This is a genomic window from Paracidovorax anthurii (assembly GCF_003269065.1).
Taxonomy (GTDB): Bacteria; Pseudomonadota; Gammaproteobacteria; order Burkholderiales; family Burkholderiaceae_C; genus Paracidovorax; species Paracidovorax anthurii.
In genome coordinates, this window is the sequence record NZ_QLTA01000019.1 from 23,980 (window position 1) to 41,523 (window position 17,544).

Sequence of the window (17,544 nt, forward strand, 5' to 3'; positions counted from 1 at the left end):
TTCCACAGATCGCCCACAACTTGTTCCCAAAGAACTCGGCATTTCTGTGAATAAGTTGTGCATAAAATACGCGTTGCAGGGTGGCAACGCGCTCTGGGCGTGGTAGTGCAGGCTTTCCCTGGCGGCCTTTTTGCCTACAATGAAGCTCCAACCATCGCAGTTGCCAAAGATTGTTGGTTCAGGGCGCGTCACCATTTGACGCGCCCTTTTTTCTTGTGCGCGCCGTTTCAATTCAATTACTTGTCGCTTCTCGTTGATGAATCACATCAGAAATTTCTCGATCATTGCGCACATCGACCACGGCAAATCGACCTTGGCTGACCGGCTGATTCAGCGGTGCGGCGGCCTGGCGGACCGCGAGATGGAGGCCCAGGTGCTCGACTCGATGGACATCGAGAAGGAGCGTGGGATAACCATCAAGGCCCAGACGGCGGCTCTGCAGTACACGGCGCGCGATGGCAAGGTCTACAACCTCAATCTGATCGACACGCCGGGCCACGTGGATTTCTCGTACGAGGTGTCGCGCTCGCTGTCGGCGTGCGAAGGGGCGCTGCTGGTGGTCGATGCGTCGCAGGGGGTGGAAGCGCAGACGGTGGCGAACTGCTATACGGCGCTGGACCTGGGCGTCGAGGTGCTGCCCGTGCTGAACAAGATGGATCTGCCGCAGGCCGACCCGGACACCGCGAAGGCCGAGATCGAGGATGTGATCGGCATCGACGCGACCGATGCGATTCCCTGCTCCGCCAAGACCGGCATGGGCATCGACGAGATCCTCGAGTTGATCGTCGCCAGGGTGCCCGCGCCGCGCGGCAACCCGGACGCGCCGCTGCGCGCGATGATCATCGACAGCTGGTTCGATCCCTACGTGGGCGTGGTGATGCTGGTGCGCGTGGTGGATGGCCGCCTGCTCAAGGGCGAGCGCTTCAAGATGATGGCTTCGGGGGCGGCGTACAACGCCGACAACCTGGGCGTGTTTACGCCCGCCAACGAGCCGCGCAATGCGCTGAATGCGGGCGAGGTGGGCTACATCATCGCCGGCATCAAGGAGCTCAAGGCAGCGAAGGTGGGCGACACCATCACGCTGGAAAAGAAGCTGCCGAACAACCTGGGCCCGGCGGAGCGGGCGCTGCCCGGTTTCAAGGAAATCCAGCCGCAGGTGTTCGCCGGCCTCTATCCGACCGAGGCCAGCGAATACGACCAGTTGCGCGACGCGCTGGAGAAGCTGCAGCTCAACGATGCCTCGCTGCATTTCGAGCCCGAGGTGTCGCAGGCGCTGGGCTTCGGCTTCCGCTGCGGCTTCCTGGGCCTGCTGCACATGGAGATCGTGCAGGAGCGGCTGGAGCGCGAGTTCGACCAGGACCTGATCACCACGGCGCCCAGCGTGGTGTACGAGGTGGTCAAGGGCGACGGCGAGGTCATCATGGTGGAGAACCCCTCCAAGATGCCCGAGCAGGGCCGCATCCAGGAGATCCGCGAGCCCATCGTGACGGTGCACCTCTACATGCCGCAGGACTACGTGGGCCCGGTGATGACGCTCGCCAACCAGAAGCGTGGCGTGCAGATCAACATGGCCTACCACGGCCGGCAGGTGATGCTCACCTATGAACTGCCGCTGGGCGAGATCGTGCTCGACTTCTTCGACAAGCTGAAGTCGGTTTCGCGCGGCTATGCGTCGATGGACTACGAGTTCAAGGAGTACCGTGCCTCCGATGTGGTGAAGGTGGACATCCTGCTCAATGGCGAGAAGGTGGATGCGCTCTCGATCATCGTGCACCGCAGCCAGTCGCAATACCGCGGCCGCGCGGTGGCGGCCAAGATGCGCGAGATCATCAGCCGGCAGATGTTCGATGTGGCGATCCAGGCGGCCATCGGCGCGAACATCATCGCGCGCGAGACCATCAAGGCGCTGCGCAAGAACGTGCTGGCCAAGTGCTACGGCGGCGACATCACCCGCAAACGCAAGCTGCTCGAAAAGCAGAAGGCGGGCAAGAAGCGCATGAAGCAGATCGGATCGGTCGAAGTGCCGCAAGAGGCCTTCCTGGCGATTCTGCAGGTGGAGGACTGATCCGATGCAAGCAATGCAATATGTGACCGCCGCGGTGCTGGCGGCCTTCGTGGGCTACGTGGGTGCCTGGTACGTGGGCGCCATCGAGGGCAACTTCGCGCTGCTGCTGCTGCTCGCGACGGTGGTGACCGGCGCCTACTGGGTGGCCGAGCGCCTCGTGTTCCTGCCGCGCCGCCAGCGTGCCGCGCAGGCCATCGAGGAGGCCGCGGCCCAGCGCCGCGCCGAACTCGACCGCATGGGCATCGCCAAGGTGGACGGCGACGTGCAGGAGGCGAAGGACAGCATCCTCATGCAGCCCTGGTGGCTCGACTGGACCGCCGGGCTCTTCCCGGTGATCGCCGTCGTGTTCCTGCTGCGCTCCTTCCTCTTCGAGCCCTTCAAGATCCCGTCCGGCTCGATGATTCCGACGCTGCTGGTGGGCGACCTCATCCTCGTGAACAAGTTCACCTACGGCATCCGCCTGCCCGTGATCAACAAGAAGATCTCCCAGGGCACGCCGCCCCAGCGCGGCGACGTGATGGTGTTCCGCTATCCGCCGCAGCCCAGCATGGACTACATCAAGCGCGTGGTCGGAGTGCCCGGCGACGAGATCGCCTACCTGAACAAGCGGCTGACGGTGAACGGCAAGCCGGTGGAAACCACGGCGCTGCCCGACTTCCTCGACGAGGATTCGATGCGCTATTTCAAGCAGTTCGACGAGCAGCTGGGCGAGAAGCGCCACCGCATCATCAACAACCCGGACGTGCCGGCCTTCATCCAGGGCGCGAGCGACTACGCATTCCGCGAGAACTGCCGCTACAGCGTGGAAGGGGTGGTGTGCAAGGTGCCCGAGGGCCACTATTTCATGATGGGCGACAACCGCGATAATTCGCTCGATTCCCGCTACTGGGGCTTCGTGCCGGATGCGAACATCGTCGGCAAGGCCTTTTTCGTGTGGATGAATTTCGGCAACTTGAAGCGCATCGGGCCGTTCCAGTGAACGGCGGCGCGCCGCCGGCGGGTCGCATGGCCTGGCGGCGCCACCCAACAGGACGACAGAAAGACGAGGGTTCGGGCATGGGTCTGCATCAGCACTATCGGCAATCCTTTCCATCGCGTGCCATCGGGGCGGGGCGCCGCGCCCGGCAGCGGGGCCTGTCGTTCATCGGGCTCGTGTTCGCGGCCGTGTTCGCGGTGGCGGTTTTCGCGATCGGCGGGCAGTCCGTGCCCATCTTCCTGGAGTACCAGGCGATCCGCAAGGCGGCAAACAAGGCCGCGCGCGAAGCCACCACGGTGCCGGAGGTGCGTGCCGTATTCGACCGCGCCAGCGCCATCGACAACATCAGCTCGATCGGCGGCAAGGACCTCGAGGTGACCAAGCGCAACGACAAGATCGTGGTGTCGTTCAGCTATTCGCGCGAGATCCCGCTCGTGGGCCCGGCCTATCTGGTGTACCGCTTCCGCGACCAGACCAACTGATTCTTTCTATTTCCGCTTTCTCGGTGTCTCCCAGTCTTTCCGCATTGCAGGACCGCCTGCAGCACGCCTTTTCCGATTTTTCCCTGCTGCAGCGAGCCGTCACGCACCGCAGCTTTTCGGCCGACCACAACGAGCGCCTCGAATTCCTGGGCGACTCGGTCCTGAGCCTGGCCATCTCCAGCCTGCTCTATCAGCGCCTGCGCGACCTTCCCGAGGGCGATCTCTCGCGCGTGCGGGCCAATCTGGTCCGCCAGGAGACGCTGCACGGCCTGGCGCTGGGCCTGCAGCTGCCGGAGGTGCTGCGGCTGGGCGAGGGCGAGACCAAGTCGGGCGGCAAGCAGCGGCCCTCGATCCTGGCCGACGCGCTGGAGGCCCTCATCGGCGCGGTGTACCTCGATGCGGGCTACCAGCGCGCCGAGGCGATGGTGCACCGGCTCTACCAGGGCGTGGAGATCAATCCGCGCATGCAGGCCGCCGCCAAGGACGCGAAAACCGCGTTGCAGGAGTGGCTGCAGGGCCGCAAAATGAAACTGCCGCAGTACCGCGTGGTCGCCACCGTGGGCGCTGCCCACCGGCAGACCTTCGACGTGGAGTGCGACATCCCCGAACTGGGCCTGACCGAGCGTGGCATCGGTGGCTCCCGGCGGGCGGGCGAGCAGGCCGCCGCCACCGCCATGCTGGCCACCCTGAAAGCGAAACATCCATGAATCCGACCGTTCCCCCTTCCACCGGCGCCGACGCAGGCCAGGACGACCTGGAGGCCATGCTGGCCGCGGCCCGGCCGGGGAGCGCCGCCGCGCCGGCGGCCGGCGCCGAGGGCCCGCAGCGCTGCGGCCTGATCGCCATCGTGGGCAAGCCCAATGTGGGCAAGTCCACGCTCATGAACGCGCTCGTGGGCCAGAAGATCAGCATCACCTCGCGCAAGGCGCAGACCACGCGCCACCGCATCACGGGCATCCGCACGCGCGAGCAGACGCAGTTCGTCTTCGTCGATACGCCGGGCTTCCAGACCCGGCACAGCACGGCGCTGAACAAGTCGCTCAACAAGACGGTGATGGGCGCGATCGGCGACGTGGATCTGATCCTCTTCGTGGTCGAGGCCGGCAGCTTCACGCTGGCCGACGCCAAGGTGCTCTCGCTCTTCAAGCCCGGCATTCCCACGCTGCTGATCGCCAACAAGCTCGACACGGTGCACCGCCGCGCCGAGATCGCGCCCTGGCTCAAGGGCATGCAGGAGCGCCACCCGTTCGCCGAATTCGTGCCCATGTCGGCCAAGAACAAGGGCGACATCGAGCGGCTCTTCGGCATCTGCGCGAAGTATCTGCCCGAGCAGGCCTGGTGGTATGCCGAGGACGAGCTGACCGACCGCAGCGAGAAGTTCCTGGCCAGCGAGACGGTGCGCGAGAAGCTCTTCCGCTTCACGGGCGACGAGCTGCCCTACACCTCCACCGTGGTGATCGACAAGTTCGACGAGGAGCCCAGCAAGACGCACAAGCGCTTCGTGCGCGTGGCCGCCACGATCGTGGTGGAGCGCGACGGCCACAAGGCGATGGTGATCGGCGAGAAGGGCGAGCGCCTCAAGCGCATCAGTACCGAGGCGCGCCAGGAGCTGGAGAAGCTGCTGGATGCCAAGGTGTTCCTCGAAGTGTGGGTGAAGGTGCGCTCGGGCTGGGCCGACGACGAGGCGCGCGTGCGCTCGTTCGGGTATGAGTGAGGCCCCCCCTGAGTCGCCTGCGGCGCCTTCCCTCCGAGGGGGGACGACGCCAGCGGCCGGGCAAAGCCCGCTCCGCGGCGTCTGCCGGCCTGGCCTGCTCCGCGGCCATCTGAACGATGGGCGCCGCGCCGGTTTCGGGTGCCGTGGGTGAGCGGACGTGCGCCGGGCTCCTGACCGTTCCTGTCTCCGCTTTTTTCGCTGGCCGCTGTCCGGCGGGCGCGCCGTGCCGTTGGCGAACTAGCAATCCATGGCCGCACGCCGCATCTCCGAAGAACCCGCCTATGTGCTGCACCGCTACGACTGGAGCGAGTCCAGCCTGATCCTGGACGTGTTCACACGCCACCATGGCCGCGTGGCGCTGGTGGCCAAGGGGGCGAAGAAGCCCACCTCCAATTTCCGGCCCGTGCTGCTGCCGCTGCAGCCGCTGCGCGTGGGCTACACGCTGGGCGGGGAAGGGCGGGGCGAGGTGCATGCGCTCAAGGGCGCCGAGTGGGTGGGCGGGCACGTGATGCCCACGGGCGATGCGCTGCTCTCGGGCCTGTACCTGAACGAGCTGCTGATGCGCCTGCTGGCCCGCGAGGACACGCATGCGCCGCTCTTCGATGCCTATGCCGGCGTGGTGCGCGTGCTGGCCAGCGAGCATGGTGACGCGCTGGAGCCCGTGCTGCGGAGCTTCGAGCTGCTGCTGCTGCGCGAGATCGGCCTGCTGCCCGCGCTGGACGCCGAAACCGCCACCCTCGCGCCGCTCGCGCCGCAGGCGCGCTATGCGCTGGTGCCCGAGGCGGGTCTGCGCGCGGCGCTGCCCGCGGACCGCAGCGCGCTGGGGGGCGCGCAGTGGCGGTTGCTGCACCGCGCGCTGGACGATGCGCAGCCCTACACGGCCACGCTGCGCGCCATCGTGACCGGCATCGCGGGCGCGCCCCTGGCGGCCGACCTCAAGCCGCAGCTGCGCACGCTGCTGCAATACCATTGCGGCAGCCCTTTGCTGCGCACCCGGCAGCTCATGATCGATCTCCAATCCCTATGACGCAGCATTCCCCCCGCACCGCGCTGTCGGTGAACGTGAACAAGGTCGCCCTGGTGCGCAACACGCGCCATCTGGGCATTCCCAGCGTGGAGCGCGCCGCGCGGCTGTGCCTGGAGGCCGGCGCCCAGGGCATCACCATCCACCCGCGCCCCGATGGCCGGCACATCCGCGCGGACGACGTGCATGCCCTGGCCGCGCTGATGCGCCAGTGGCCGGACCGCGAGTTCAACATCGAGGGCAATCCCTCGCAGAACCTGATGGACTTCATCCGCGAGGCGCGGCCCCACCAGGCGACCTTCGTGCCCGACAGCGAGGACCAGTTCACCAGCGACCACGGCTGGAGCTTCCCGCAGGACGCCGAGCGGCTGGCGCCCCTGGTGGCCGAGTGCCGGAGCCTGGGCGTGCGCGTGAGCCTCTTCATGGACCCGGAGCCCGGGTCGATGGCCGCCGCCCGCGCCGTGGGCGCCGACCGCGTGGAGCTCTACACCGAGCCCTATGCCGCCGCCTGGGGCACGCCGCAGCAGGTGGCGCAGCTCGCCCGCTATGCCGCCGCCGCGCGCGCGGCGCAGGGTGCCGGCCTGGGCGTGAACGCCGGGCACGACCTGAACCGCGACAACCTCGCGGCCTTCGTCGCCCAGGTGCCCGGCGTGCTGGAGGTCTCCATCGGCCACGCGCTCATCGCCGACGCCCTGGAGCTGGGGTATGCCGCCACCGTGCAGGCCTACCAGCGCTGCATCGACGAAGGTGTCGCCGCACGGCGCTGAGTGCTATTAATTAAATAGCTGCTCATGCAGCAAAGACGGCGACATGACTGCAATTTCGGCCTGAATCAACCCCGGGGGCGCGCTTTTCCATGATCTACGGCATCGGCACCGACATCTGCGACATCCGCCGCATCCGCGCGAGCCTGGAGCGGCACGGCGACCGCTTCGCCGAGAAGGTGCTGGCCGCCGGCGAACTCGCCACCTGGCGCGAGCGCGGCGCCCGCTGGCCCGAGCGCGGCGTGCGCTACCTGGCCACGCGGTTTTCCGCCAAGGAGGCCTTCAGCAAGGCCATCGGCATGGGGATGCGCATGCCCATGACCTGGCGCGACTGCGAGGTGGCCAAGCTGGACAGCGGCCAGCCCGTCATCGTGCTGCACGGCGCGCTCAAGGCATGGTTCGAGGCCCGCGGCCTGCGCTGCCACCTGAGCGTCACCGACGAAAGCGACTACGCCGCGAGCTTCTGCGTGGTGGAGCACGCGCAGGCGGCTGGCGGCACGGATTCGGGTCGAATCCCCTCCATGTCGCCGTAAACGCTATGCGAATAGCTCACTAATTGATAGCAAATCATCTTCCAGCTCCCCCCATGACCCCCGACATCGAACACGCACCCGTCATCCTCGACGTGGCCGGCACGGCCCTGAGCGACGCCGACCGCCGCCGCCTGGCCCATCCGCTGACCGGCGGCGTCATCCTCTTCGCGCGCAACTGGCGCGACCGCGCGCAGCTGCTGGAGCTGACGGCCTCGATCAAGGCCGTGCGCGACGATCTGCTCATCTGCGTGGACCACGAGGGCGGGCGCGTGCAGCGCTTCCGCACCGATGGCTTCACCCCGCTGCCGCCCATGCGCGCCCTGGGCGCGATGTGGATGGCGGACGGCCGCCAGCGCCCCGGCAGCGGCGCGCTGCGCGCCACCCAGGCCGCGACCGCGGTGGGCTATGTGCTGGCCAGCGAACTGCGCGCCTGCGGCGTGGACTTCTCCTTCGCGCCGGTGCTGGACCTCGACTGGCCGGGCGATGCCGCCGGGGCGGGGTCGGCCGGCGGCTCCCAGAGCAGCGTGATCGGCGACCGGGCGTTCCACGGCGATCCGCGCGTGGTCACGCTGCTGGCCAAGAGCGTCGCCCACGGCATGCTGCAGGCGGGCATGGCGCATTGCGGCAAGCACTTTCCGGGGCATGGCTTCGTGCGCGCCGATTCGCACACCGACGTGCCGGTGGACCGCCGCAGCCTCAAGGCGATCCTGGCGGACGACGCCGCGCCCTACGAATGGCTCTGCGGCACGCTCACGGCGGTGATGCCCGCGCACGTCATCTATCCCAAGGTGGACGGCCGGCCGGCGGGCTTCTCGCAGCGCTGGCTGCAGGACATCCTGCGCCAGCGGCTGCGCTTCGGCGGAGCCATCTTCAGCGACGACCTCAGCATGGAAGGGGCCCGCCGCATCGACGGGGCCGTGGTGGACTACGCCACCGCTGCCCTCGCGGCCCTGGAGGCCGGCTGCGATCTCGTGGTGCTGTGCAACCAGAGCCTCGTGGGCGAGGGCGCCGAGCGGGGCCGGGCGCTGGACGACCTGCTCGACGGGCTGTCGCGGGCCCGCGCCCTGGGCCGCTGGCGGCCCAGCCCCGGCAGCGAGTCGCGGCGCGTGGCGCTGCTGCCCCAGACGCTGCCCCTGCCCTGGGACGAACTGATGCTGGAGCCCGCCTACATGCAGGCGCTCGACTCTCTGCCCTGATTTTCGGGGCCTCCGGGGATGCCGGGCGGCGGCCCGGATGGGGTGGGCGGGGGGTAACCCATCCTCCCTGGATTGTGAGCAAGTGTTGCTGGCGGCGGGCGGTTCCCGGTGGGCGGCTGCGGCGCCTGAATGGCCTGCCTCCCGAGGGAGCGCGGGCCTGCGGCCAGGGCGCGGGCTCCCACGCGCCGCCGTCACATCGGCCTACAGATCGGGGTCAACGCGGCGCGCAGGCTGGCGTTGGGAAAAAGGTGCGGCTGCCGATGGCGGCAGCGCGGCTTTCCCGGAAGGACCTTCCCATGGCGCGACCCTCCCTGTTTTTCACCGGCCGGCTTCCCCCCGCGGCGCTCACCCTGCTGGCGGCCTGCGCGCTGGCCGCCTGCCAGCGCGTCGCGCCCCCCACGCCCTCGGCCGCCGGCCCGGCGCCCGAGCCGCCTCCCGCCGTCGTGCCCGCCGCCTACACGCCGCCCGGCGCCGATGCCCTCTACCAGATGGTCGCGCCCATCGCGCTCTATCCCGACAAGCTGGTGGCCCAGGTGCTGGCCGGGGCCACCTACCCGGACCAGATCACCGCGGCGGAGGGCTGGCTGGCGCAGAACCCGGCGCTCAAGGGCGATGCCCTGGCGAACGCCGCGGAGTCCCAGCCCTGGGACCCGAGCGTGAAGTCGCTCACGGCCTTCCCGAACGTGCTGGAGCAGATGGCGTCCAACCTGCCCTGGACGACGGCGCTGGGCAAGGCCTACTACCACGACCCCGCCGATGTCATGAACGCGATCCAGGTGCTGCGCGCCCGGGCGGCCCGGGCCGGAACGCTCCAGAGTTCGCCGCGGCTGCGGGTGGCCACGGTGGCCGGCAGCGCGCTGCCCCCGCCGCCGCCGGCCACGCTGCCCGTGGAGGTTTTCCAGGGCCCGGTGGTGGTGGCGCCGCCGCCGACGGTGATCACCATCGAGCCCACGGAGGTGCAGACCGTCTATGTGCCGCGCTACGACCCGCAGGTGGTGTTCGGAACGCCGGTGCCGCTTTATTCCGGCTACCGCTGGGCCGCGCCCGTGGTGCCGATGGTTCCCGTGGCCGTCGCGGCCGGGCCCGACCCGGTGGCCGTGGGGGTGCTGGCCTTCGGCGCCGGCGTGCTGGTCGGGGCCCTGGCCGGCCACGGCCACCATGCCTGGGGGTGGGACGCCTGGAATGTGCACTGGGGCGGGCCCCCGCCGCAGCCCGTGGCGTGGGGGCCCGCGCCCGCTCCCGCGTGGCGCCCCGCCGTGGTGTACCGGGGAACGACCTACGTGTCGCAGTCGCCCACGGTGATCGAGAACATCCACAACCACATCACCGTGAACCACCGCGACACGTTCTATGCGGCGCCCTCGGCTCCCCCGCTGCCCGGGCCCGTCCGGGTGACCGCGGAGGCCGGCGGCGCGCCCGCCATGGCGCTGGCTGGCGGCATGGCCGCCCCGGCCCGGCCCGGGGGGCCGCCGCACCCCGTGCAAGGGGTGGGCCAGCCCGCCGCGCCGATGGCCCGGGTGTTCGCGCCAGGGGCACCATCGCCTGGATCAGCCGCCTTCGCGGCCGGGCGCCATGCGCCGCCCCTGGTGGCTGCGGTCCCGGCGGCACTCGCCCACGTGCCCGTGGCGCTCCCGCATCCGCCATCGCAATCGACCCTGCCCGGCCGGCCGGCCGCGCCGCTGGTCCAGGCGGTGCGCAATGCTCCGGGTGGGGTGCCTCCTGCCGCCGTGCCCCGGGACGCCGCGCATCCCCCCGCCGGGCCCGTGGCGGCCGCCCTGGCCACGCCGGGCCCGTTTCCCGTGAGGATGGCCGCACCCTCGCCGGTGCCGGCACCGCCGCACGGATCGGAGGTGGTTCACGCGGGGCCGGGCAGCGGCAATGCGCGCGAGGCATTCCAGGCGCGCGGCATGCCGATGCCGCCGGTGCCCATGCCCCGGCCCATGCCGGTGGAAGCCCCGGTGGCGCGGCATGAGCCGCCGCCCCGGCCGCAGCAACCCGTGGTCCACATGCCGCCCGCGCTGCAGCAGGTCCATGCCGCGCCGGCCCCGCAGTTCGCCGGCGGGCACCCGCCCCCGCAGGGCGGCGCGCCGAGGCCCGAGGCGCACGCACATGGGCAGCCGCCGCAGCAGCGGCCCGACCACCGCCATCCGCATGGCGATGGCGCCTGAGAGCGCCAGCACGTTCTGACGCCCGGGCCGCGCCGAAGGGGCGCGGGCCCGCCCGTCAGGGCCCGGCGGGCGTGGGGGCGGGTGTGCCGGCTTCCGCCGTGGCCGTGGCGGAGGGCGCGGCGTCGCCGGCATGCGCCACGGCCGCGTTCGGCCGGGAGGGCGCCGTGGTCCAGCGGCGCACCACGCGCTGGAAGATGAGCGCGTTCGGTATCTGCAGCAGCACGGGGGCGTCCGAGTCGCCGAGGAAGTCTTCCAGCGTGGTGTAGAGCAGGTTGATGTCTACCACGCGGCCCTTGGCGCCGGGCTTTTCGGCGGTGTCGAGCACCTCGATGTAATCGCCCAGCCGGAACGGCTCCACGGTGAAGATCAGCAGGGCGCAGAACAGGTTGGAGAGCACGCTCCAGGCCGCGAAGAACGCCACCGCGCCCACGGCCGCGAAGCCCGTGAACGCCGTCCAGAGCACGGTGGCGGAGACGCCCAGGCGTTCGAGCACCAGCAGCGCGGCGCCGCCCATGATGATCCAGCGCACGAGCGCGCCGATGGGCACCATGAACTCGATCGGCCACTGGTAGTGGCGCCCGGCGCGCTGCAGCAGGCGGTGCAGCATGCGCTGCAGCAGGATGGCCACGAGCACGATGAGCACGATCTGTACGCCGGGCACGATGATGTCCAGCCAGTCCTGCATCCAGTCGGGGAGGTAGGGGCGAAGGCGCAGCATGGGGGAGGAGAAGGAGAACAACGGATTCGGGAAGGGCAATGGGAAAGGCACGGGCCCGGGGCCGCCTCGGAGGGCGGGTGTTCCGCGGAGCGGACCAGAGAATACGCCGGAATGCGGCCGTGGACCCCAACCTGGCCCGGGCCGGTCCGGCCGCCGCCGGGCGGGCCGCGTTTCAGCTGCGCAGCTGCTCGACGGTGTCCATCTGCATCTCGAAGCTGAAGAAGCGGGCCCGGCCCTGGGCCTTGGCGGCGTAGAGGGCCTCGTCGGCGCGCATCAGCATGGCCTCGGCGCTCGTGCCCTCGTCGGGCACGCAGGTGGTGATGCCGCCCGACACGGTGAGGTGGTCGCCCAGCGGGGAATCCGGGTGGGGCATGGCGCGCGCGTTCACCAGCTTGCCCAGCGCCCGCGCGAACGTCATGGCGCCCGAGCGCGGCGTGTTGGGCAGGATCAGCGCGAACTCCTCGCCGCCGTAGCGCGCCGCCACGTCGCGGGGCCGCACGCACACGTCCTTGAGCAGCCGGCCCACCTCGCGCAGGCAGGTATCGCCCTGCACGTGGCCCACGGCGTCGTTGAAGCGCTTGAAGTGGTCCAGGTCGCAGAGCATCAGGGTGAGTGGCAGGCCGTCGCGGCGCGCGGCCAGGATCTCGCTGTGCAGGATGCGGTCGAAGCCGCGCCGGTTGACCAGGCCCGTGAGCGTGTCCACCTCCACCATCTCGTTGAGCCGCTGGTTGGCCAGGTGCAGCTCCTGCGACATGCTCACGAGCCGGCGGCGCATGTCCAGCAGCCGGCGCATGGCGCGCAGCTTGGCCACCAGCACGATGGGCTTGACCGGCTTGACGAGGTAGTCGTCGCCGCCGGCCTCGATGCCGCGCCACACGTCCAGGTCGCTGTCCAGGCCCGAGAGGAAGATGATCGGCGTCCAGCCGCCCGGCTCGGCCTCGCGCATCTGCTGCGCGACCCAGTAGCCGTCGTTCTCGTCCGAGAGGCGGATGTCCAGCAGGACCAGGTCCGGGCGGCGCAGCTTGAAGAGCTGCAGGGCCACGTCGCCGGAGGCCGCCTCCAGGACGTCGGAGACGCCGGCGTGCCGCAGCTCGGACACCAGCGCCAGCCGCACCGAGAGCTGGTCTTCCACCACCAGCACGGAAAAGGGCCCCGCCGCCGGCGGTTCGTCGTTGTGCCGGCCGGCGTGCACGGAAGGATCGGTGGGCGTGGAGGTCATGGTCCGTCCTCTCAGGGCTGGGCGCGTTCTTGTGAAAGGTGCCGCCACGCCCGGGCCCCGGAGGCCGGCCGCGCGGCGGGCACGCTTTTTCAGTGCTCGCGGCGCAGCGCGGGGAACAGGATCACGTCGCGGATGCTCGGGCTGTCGGTCAACAGCATCATGAGCCGATCGATGCCGATGCCGCAACCCCCGGCGGGAGGCATTCCGTACTCCAGGGCGCGCACGAAGTCGTGGTCGAAGTACATGGCCTCGTCGTCGCCGCTGTCTTTCTGCGCCACCTGGGCCTGGAAGCGCGCGGCCTGGTCCTCGGCGTCGTTCAGCTCGGAGAAGCCGTTGCCGAATTCGCGGCCGGTGATGTAGAGCTCGAAGCGCTCGGTGACCTCCGGGCGGGCATCGTTGGCGCGCGCGAGCGGCGAGATCTCGGTCGGGTGCTCCATGATGAAGGTGGGCTGCCAGAGCTTGTCCTCCACCGTTTCCTCGAAGTAGAGCACCTGCAGGCCGGCCAGGGTGCGGGTGGAGAGGCGGTTCTTCTCCTCGGAGAGGCCCAGCTTCTTGAGCGCGCTGGTGAGCCAGGCGGCGTCGTCCACGTGGGCCCCGGCCTCGGTGTACTGGAAGATCGCCTCGCGGATCGTGAGGCGCTGGAAGGGCTGCGAGAGATCCACCTCGCGCCCGCCGTAGGTGAGCTGCAGGCCGCCGGTGGCCTTCATCGCGGCGTCGCGCACGAGCTGCTCGGTGAAGTCCATCAGGTCGCGGTAGTTCCAGTAGGCCGCGTAGAACTCCATCATCGTGAACTCGGGGTTGTGGCGCACCGAGATGCCTTCGTTGCGGAAGTTGCGGTTGATCTCGAACACCCGCTCGAAGCCGCCCACGACCAGGCGCTTGAGGTAGAGCTCGGGCGCGATGCGCAGGTACATCTCCTGCTCCAGCGCGTTGTGGTGCGTCACGAACGGCTTGGCGTTGGCGCCGCCCGGAATAGGGTGGAGCATGGGCGTCTCCACCTCCAGGAAGCCGTGCCCCACCATGAATTCACGGATGCCGCTCACGGCCTTGCTGCGCGCGATGAAGCGCCTGCGGGCGGCTTCGTCGGTCATCAGATCCACGTAGCGCTGGCGGTACTTGACCTCCTGGTCGGCCACGCCGTGGAACTTGTCGGGCATGGGGTGCAGGCTCTTGGTGAGCAGGCGCAGGTTCGTCACCTTGACCGACAGCTCGCCGGTCTTGGTCTTCATGAGCGTGCCCTCGGCCCCGACGATGTCGCCCAGGTCCCAGTGCTTGAAGGCCGCATAAGGTTCTTCGCCGATCGCGTCGCGCGTCACGTAGAGCTGGATGCGGCCATGGGTGGCGCCGAGCGAGCCGTCCTGCACGGTGGCGAAGCTGGCCTTGCCCATCACGCGCTTGAGCATCATGCGGCCGGCCACGATCACGGGCACCGGACTGGCTTCGAGCGCCGCGGCGTCGGTTTCGGCGTACCGGGCCTGCAGGTCCGCGGCGTGGTGCGCGGGCTTGAAATCGTTGGGGAACGCCACGCCCTTGCCCTGTGCCTGGGCCTCCCGCAGGGCCTTGAGTTTTTCGCGGCGCTCGGCGACGAGCTGGTTGGTGTCGATGGCAGGCGTGGCAGTGTCGGACATAGGATCGAAAAGGGGAGGGCGTGGAGGCGCGCGTCGCGGTGCGCGGCCAAACCGGTGATTTTAAGAGGCAGTCCGCAAAACGAGCTCTAGCGCAGCCAGGTGCGCAGCAGCCGCAGGCCGAATTTCAGGCAGGAGACCGGCAGCGCCAGCACCAGCGCGCCGCGGTGCGCGCGCCAATCGACGGCACCGAGCGCCCTCAGCTCCCCGCGCTGCATGCGCCACAACTGCGCGCTCAGGCCCGATGCGCCGAAGGCCGGTTTGTGCATGAACGAGAGCGTCTGCGTGTGGCGCGCACAGCGCCAGCCGGCCGCGATCAGCTGCAGCCAGAGCGCATAGTCTTCGCTGAGCTGGCCGTCCTCGGGAAAGCGCACCCGTGCATCGCGCCGCACCATGACCGACGAGGTGTGGAAGGGGTTCGACAGCATGGCCGGCAGCAGTGCGACCTCGCGGGTGTCGAGTGGAGGGGGCGCATCGTGCGGGCGTGCCGGCGGCATTTCCGGTGCCAGCAGGCCCGAGTAGCCGCCGAACAGGTCCAGGCCCTGCCGCTGCATCGCCTCCAGCTGGCGCGCGAGCTTGTCCGGCGACCAGAGGTCGTCGGCATCGAGAAAGGCAATGACGTCGCCCGTGGCCAGGTCCAGGCCGCGGTTGCGCGCCGCTGCCGCACCGGCGTTGCGCGGCTGCTGCACCACCCGCAGCAGGAAAGCGCCCGCGGGGTCGTAGCGCGTGGCCAGCGCGACGGAGCCGTCGCGCGAGCCGTCATCCACGCAGATCACCTCGAACGGCGGCAGGGTCTGGGCCCGCACCGAGTCGAGCGCGCGCTGCAGCGTTGCCTCGGCGTTGTAGACGGGGATGACGACGGAGACGCGCGGCAGGCTCATGGCGCCGGGGCGAAATCGGCGCCGAGCCGGTGCCATCCGGGCAGCGACGGATCGGCCCCGGCGAGCGCGGGGCCCCGGAACCACGGCGCCGGCGCAAACACCGCACGCGCGCCACCCAGGTAGCCCGCCATCGCGCTGAACGAGCTGTTGGCGCAGGCCAGGACATCGGCATTGATCAGGGCCTGCAGCGCCTGTTCGGCCGTGTCGTTGCCGCCGAGGTGGGTGTCGAGGAACAGGCCGCGGTCCGGTGGCATGAGCGGCGCGAGCAGGGCCCGTGCATGCGCATAGTCATCGGAGATGACCAGCACGGGCAGTTCGGGCCAGTCGCGCTCCAGCGCCTGCAGCACGCTGCGGTAATAGCCGGCGCCGAGCGGGCCGATCTGCTCGCGGTTGTAGCGCAAGGCGGCATAGTCGCCGCCCCGGACATGCAGGGCCGCGTAGCGCGACAGGCCTGCGGGGGCCGTGCGCAGCGCCGGGCGCAGCCGTTCACGGGCCTGCAGCAGCGCCCGCTCGCTGAAATGGCGCGGATGCTGGTAGTAGCCGTAGTGAAAGCGTGCAGGCGTGCTGCCGTCCGCGGAAGAGGCATCGGTGCGCAATTGGCCCAGCAGGCGGGCTGCACGCACGAACACCGGTTCGGCGCGCCACAGGCCCTGGGTGCGGCGCAGCGGCAGGCGCAGGTCAGTGAACACCTTGGCCAGTTCGACCTCGCCGATGGCCTGGTTGCCGCGCACCTTGCGCAGGAAGCTGGTGTCGAGCGCGACATCGGCTCCCGATTCGGCCAACGTCAGTGCGTGCAGCCATTCGAAGAACTGGTTGCCGAGCCCGCCGCGCAGGAAGACGCGCGTTGTGGTCATGTTTTTTTCCGGTCAGTGGACACGATGGAGTTGGAAGAGACCGGGCAGGCTCGCAATGAGAGCGACAAGATTGATGACCAGCCAGCCCGACGTTGCGCCGACCACCCCGAAGCGGGCGACCATGATGGGAATGATCAGCAGGCACAGCGCGCCGGTCAGCACATTGATCTGGAAGATGCGGTCGATTTTGCCGTGCACGAGCCAGTGGGTATAGCCGATGTTGTAGAACGCATTGAGGATGGCTCCGACCAGAAGCCACCCCAGCAAGGGATAGACGACCGCTGCGGCATGCGCGTCCTTGAGCCACCATTGCAGCAGTGCAGGACCAGGGACCGCGTAGACCATCACGCCCGAGGCGGCGATCACCGCGATGGCGCCGAACAGCCGCAGGTACAGGCGCCCCAGCGCCATCGGATCTGCCTTGAGTCTGAGGGCGCGCGGCAGCACGGCCTGCATCAAAGGATAGGTCAGCAGGAACAGGCCGCCCGCCGCCGACGAGGCGATCACGTAGTAGCCGAAGTCCGCGATCGGGACCAGGTTGCTGAGCAGCAGCTTGTCCAGTTGCATCGTGAGCGCGCCCAGGCCCGAGGCGACCGCAAGGCCGGCAACCGCAGGCCAGGCCTGGCGGATCACCTCGCCGTGCCAGCGGGCGTCGCGGCGCCGCGTGCCGGTCGCGGACCAGGCGGCGCGGGCGCGCAGCGCGGTCTCGAACAGCCCGGCGGCGACGTGCCAGACCAGATAGACCGTCAGTGACGGCCAGCAGGTCACGGCCAGCACGGCGCCGCCATGGCGAAGCAGCGTGGCGATGAGCAGGATCTTGTTGAGGGTGACCTGATGCTCCGTGCCCACGAGGAGGCTGCGGTAGAGCGAGCCCGGGAACATGGTTGCGAAGATCGCGGCCGCACCGAAGACCGCAGCATGGCCGCTGGCCTGCGCCGCTGCATCCAGGTGGAGCCAGTGGCGCGCGATGGGCCCTGCGAGCAGGGCCAGTCCGAGGCAGATCAGGAGCGCCAGCGCCCAGTAAAAGCGCTCGAACCCGTACAACAGGGTCGCTGTGCGCGGCTTCACGGCGCCTTCGCCGGCGGAGCGCAGCGAGATCTCGCGCACCAGGGCCTGGCTCATGCCCGCGTCGAGCAGGTTGAGCACGGCCTGCAGCGTGGTGACGAAGCCCACGAAGCCGAACTGCTGCGGGCCGAGCGCGGCGAGATACCAGGGCAGGGCCAGGATGGGCGCGAGCGCGACGGCTCCCGAACCGACGTAGTTCGCCAGGATGTTGCGCTCAAGGGACATGGGGGGGCGTGGCGCCTGCGTGAAGACCCGGCCGG

16 protein-coding genes are annotated in these 17,544 nt (G+C 69.6%); 10 read left to right on the top strand and 6 right to left on the bottom strand.

What is annotated here, in order from left to right; genetic code table 11:
• Positions 1-256: 256 nt before the first annotated feature.
• The 10 genes from lepA to AX018_RS11280 all read left to right on the top strand — a co-directional run bounded on the left by lepA (position 257) and on the right by AX018_RS11280 (position 10,922).
• Entirely contained in the window at positions 257-2,065 is a 1,809-nt protein-coding gene (gene lepA, locus AX018_RS11235) for a translation elongation factor 4 (RefSeq protein ID WP_111877375.1), read from the top strand.
• A gap of 4 nt (positions 2,066-2,069) precedes the next feature.
• Positions 2,070-3,044: a signal peptidase I gene (lepB, locus tag AX018_RS11240; RefSeq protein WP_111877376.1), complete on the top strand. Its 975-nt coding sequence runs from the start codon at positions 2,070-2,072 to the stop codon at positions 3,042-3,044.
• 77 nt (positions 3,045-3,121) lie between these two features.
• Complete coding sequence (locus tag AX018_RS11245) at positions 3,122-3,523, top strand: DUF4845 domain-containing protein (protein WP_111877377.1); 402 nt, start codon at positions 3,122-3,124, stop codon at positions 3,521-3,523.
• A gap of 23 nt (positions 3,524-3,546) precedes the next feature.
• A complete protein-coding gene (gene rnc, locus AX018_RS11250) occupies positions 3,547-4,230 on the top strand; it encodes a ribonuclease III (protein ID WP_111877378.1) in 684 nt (227 codons plus the stop codon).
• Positions 4,227-5,237, top strand: coding sequence for a GTPase Era (era, locus tag AX018_RS11255; protein ID WP_111877379.1), 1,011 nt, complete (start codon positions 4,227-4,229; stop codon positions 5,235-5,237). Before rnc ends, era begins: the two co-directional genes overlap by 4 nt.
• Positions 5,238-5,484: 247 nt before the next feature.
• The gene (gene recO / locus AX018_RS11260; RefSeq protein WP_111877380.1) at positions 5,485-6,264 is read left to right on the top strand and encodes a DNA repair protein RecO; all 780 of its coding nucleotides are present in this window, start codon (positions 5,485-5,487) and stop codon (positions 6,262-6,264) included.
• Positions 6,261-7,028, top strand: coding sequence for a pyridoxine 5'-phosphate synthase (locus AX018_RS11265; RefSeq protein WP_111877381.1), 768 nt, complete (start codon positions 6,261-6,263; stop codon positions 7,026-7,028). Before recO ends, AX018_RS11265 begins: the two co-directional genes overlap by 4 nt.
• Positions 7,029-7,117: 89 nt before the next feature.
• Positions 7,118-7,558, top strand: coding sequence for a holo-ACP synthase (gene acpS, locus AX018_RS11270; protein ID WP_111877382.1), 441 nt, complete (start codon positions 7,118-7,120; stop codon positions 7,556-7,558).
• Positions 7,559-7,611: 53 nt separating this feature from the next.
• On the top strand, positions 7,612-8,754 hold the full coding sequence (gene nagZ, locus AX018_RS11275) for a beta-N-acetylhexosaminidase (protein ID WP_111877383.1): 1,143 nt from the start codon (positions 7,612-7,614) through the stop codon (positions 8,752-8,754).
• 296 nt (positions 8,755-9,050) lie between these two features.
• On the top strand, positions 9,051-10,922 hold the full coding sequence (locus AX018_RS11280; protein ID WP_111877384.1) for a DUF3300 domain-containing protein: 1,872 nt from the start codon (positions 9,051-9,053) through the stop codon (positions 10,920-10,922).
• A 55-nt stretch (positions 10,923-10,977) separates the two neighbouring features.
• Here AX018_RS11280 and AX018_RS11285 read toward each other — a convergent pair whose 3' ends face one another.
• The 6 genes from AX018_RS11285 to AX018_RS11310 form a co-directional block, all read right to left on the bottom strand.
• Positions 10,978-11,640 carry a mechanosensitive ion channel family protein gene (locus AX018_RS11285; protein WP_111877426.1) on the bottom strand — a complete coding sequence of 221 codons (663 nt, stop codon included), beginning with the start codon at positions 11,638-11,640 and terminating at the stop codon, positions 10,978-10,980.
• Between the two features lie 172 nt (positions 11,641-11,812).
• A complete protein-coding gene (locus AX018_RS11290; protein ID WP_245951519.1) occupies positions 11,813-12,859 on the bottom strand; it encodes a GGDEF domain-containing response regulator in 1,047 nt (348 codons plus the stop codon).
• Between the two features lie 89 nt (positions 12,860-12,948).
• The gene (gene lysS / locus AX018_RS11295) at positions 12,949-14,487 is read right to left on the bottom strand and encodes a lysine--tRNA ligase (RefSeq protein ID WP_111877385.1); all 1,539 of its coding nucleotides are present in this window, start codon (positions 14,485-14,487) and stop codon (positions 12,949-12,951) included.
• A gap of 86 nt (positions 14,488-14,573) precedes the next feature.
• Entirely contained in the window at positions 14,574-15,365 is a 792-nt protein-coding gene (locus AX018_RS11300; protein ID WP_111877386.1) for a glycosyltransferase family 2 protein, read from the bottom strand.
• Positions 15,362-16,219, bottom strand: coding sequence for an O-fucosyltransferase family protein (locus AX018_RS11305; RefSeq protein WP_111877387.1), 858 nt, complete (start codon positions 16,217-16,219; stop codon positions 15,362-15,364). The genes AX018_RS11300 and AX018_RS11305 overlap by 4 nt, the downstream gene beginning before the upstream one ends.
• A 12-nt stretch (positions 16,220-16,231) precedes the next feature.
• Positions 16,232-17,509: a lipopolysaccharide biosynthesis protein gene (locus AX018_RS11310; RefSeq protein WP_111877388.1), complete on the bottom strand. Its 1,278-nt coding sequence runs from the start codon at positions 17,507-17,509 to the stop codon at positions 16,232-16,234.
• Positions 17,510-17,544: the final 35 nt, after the last annotated feature.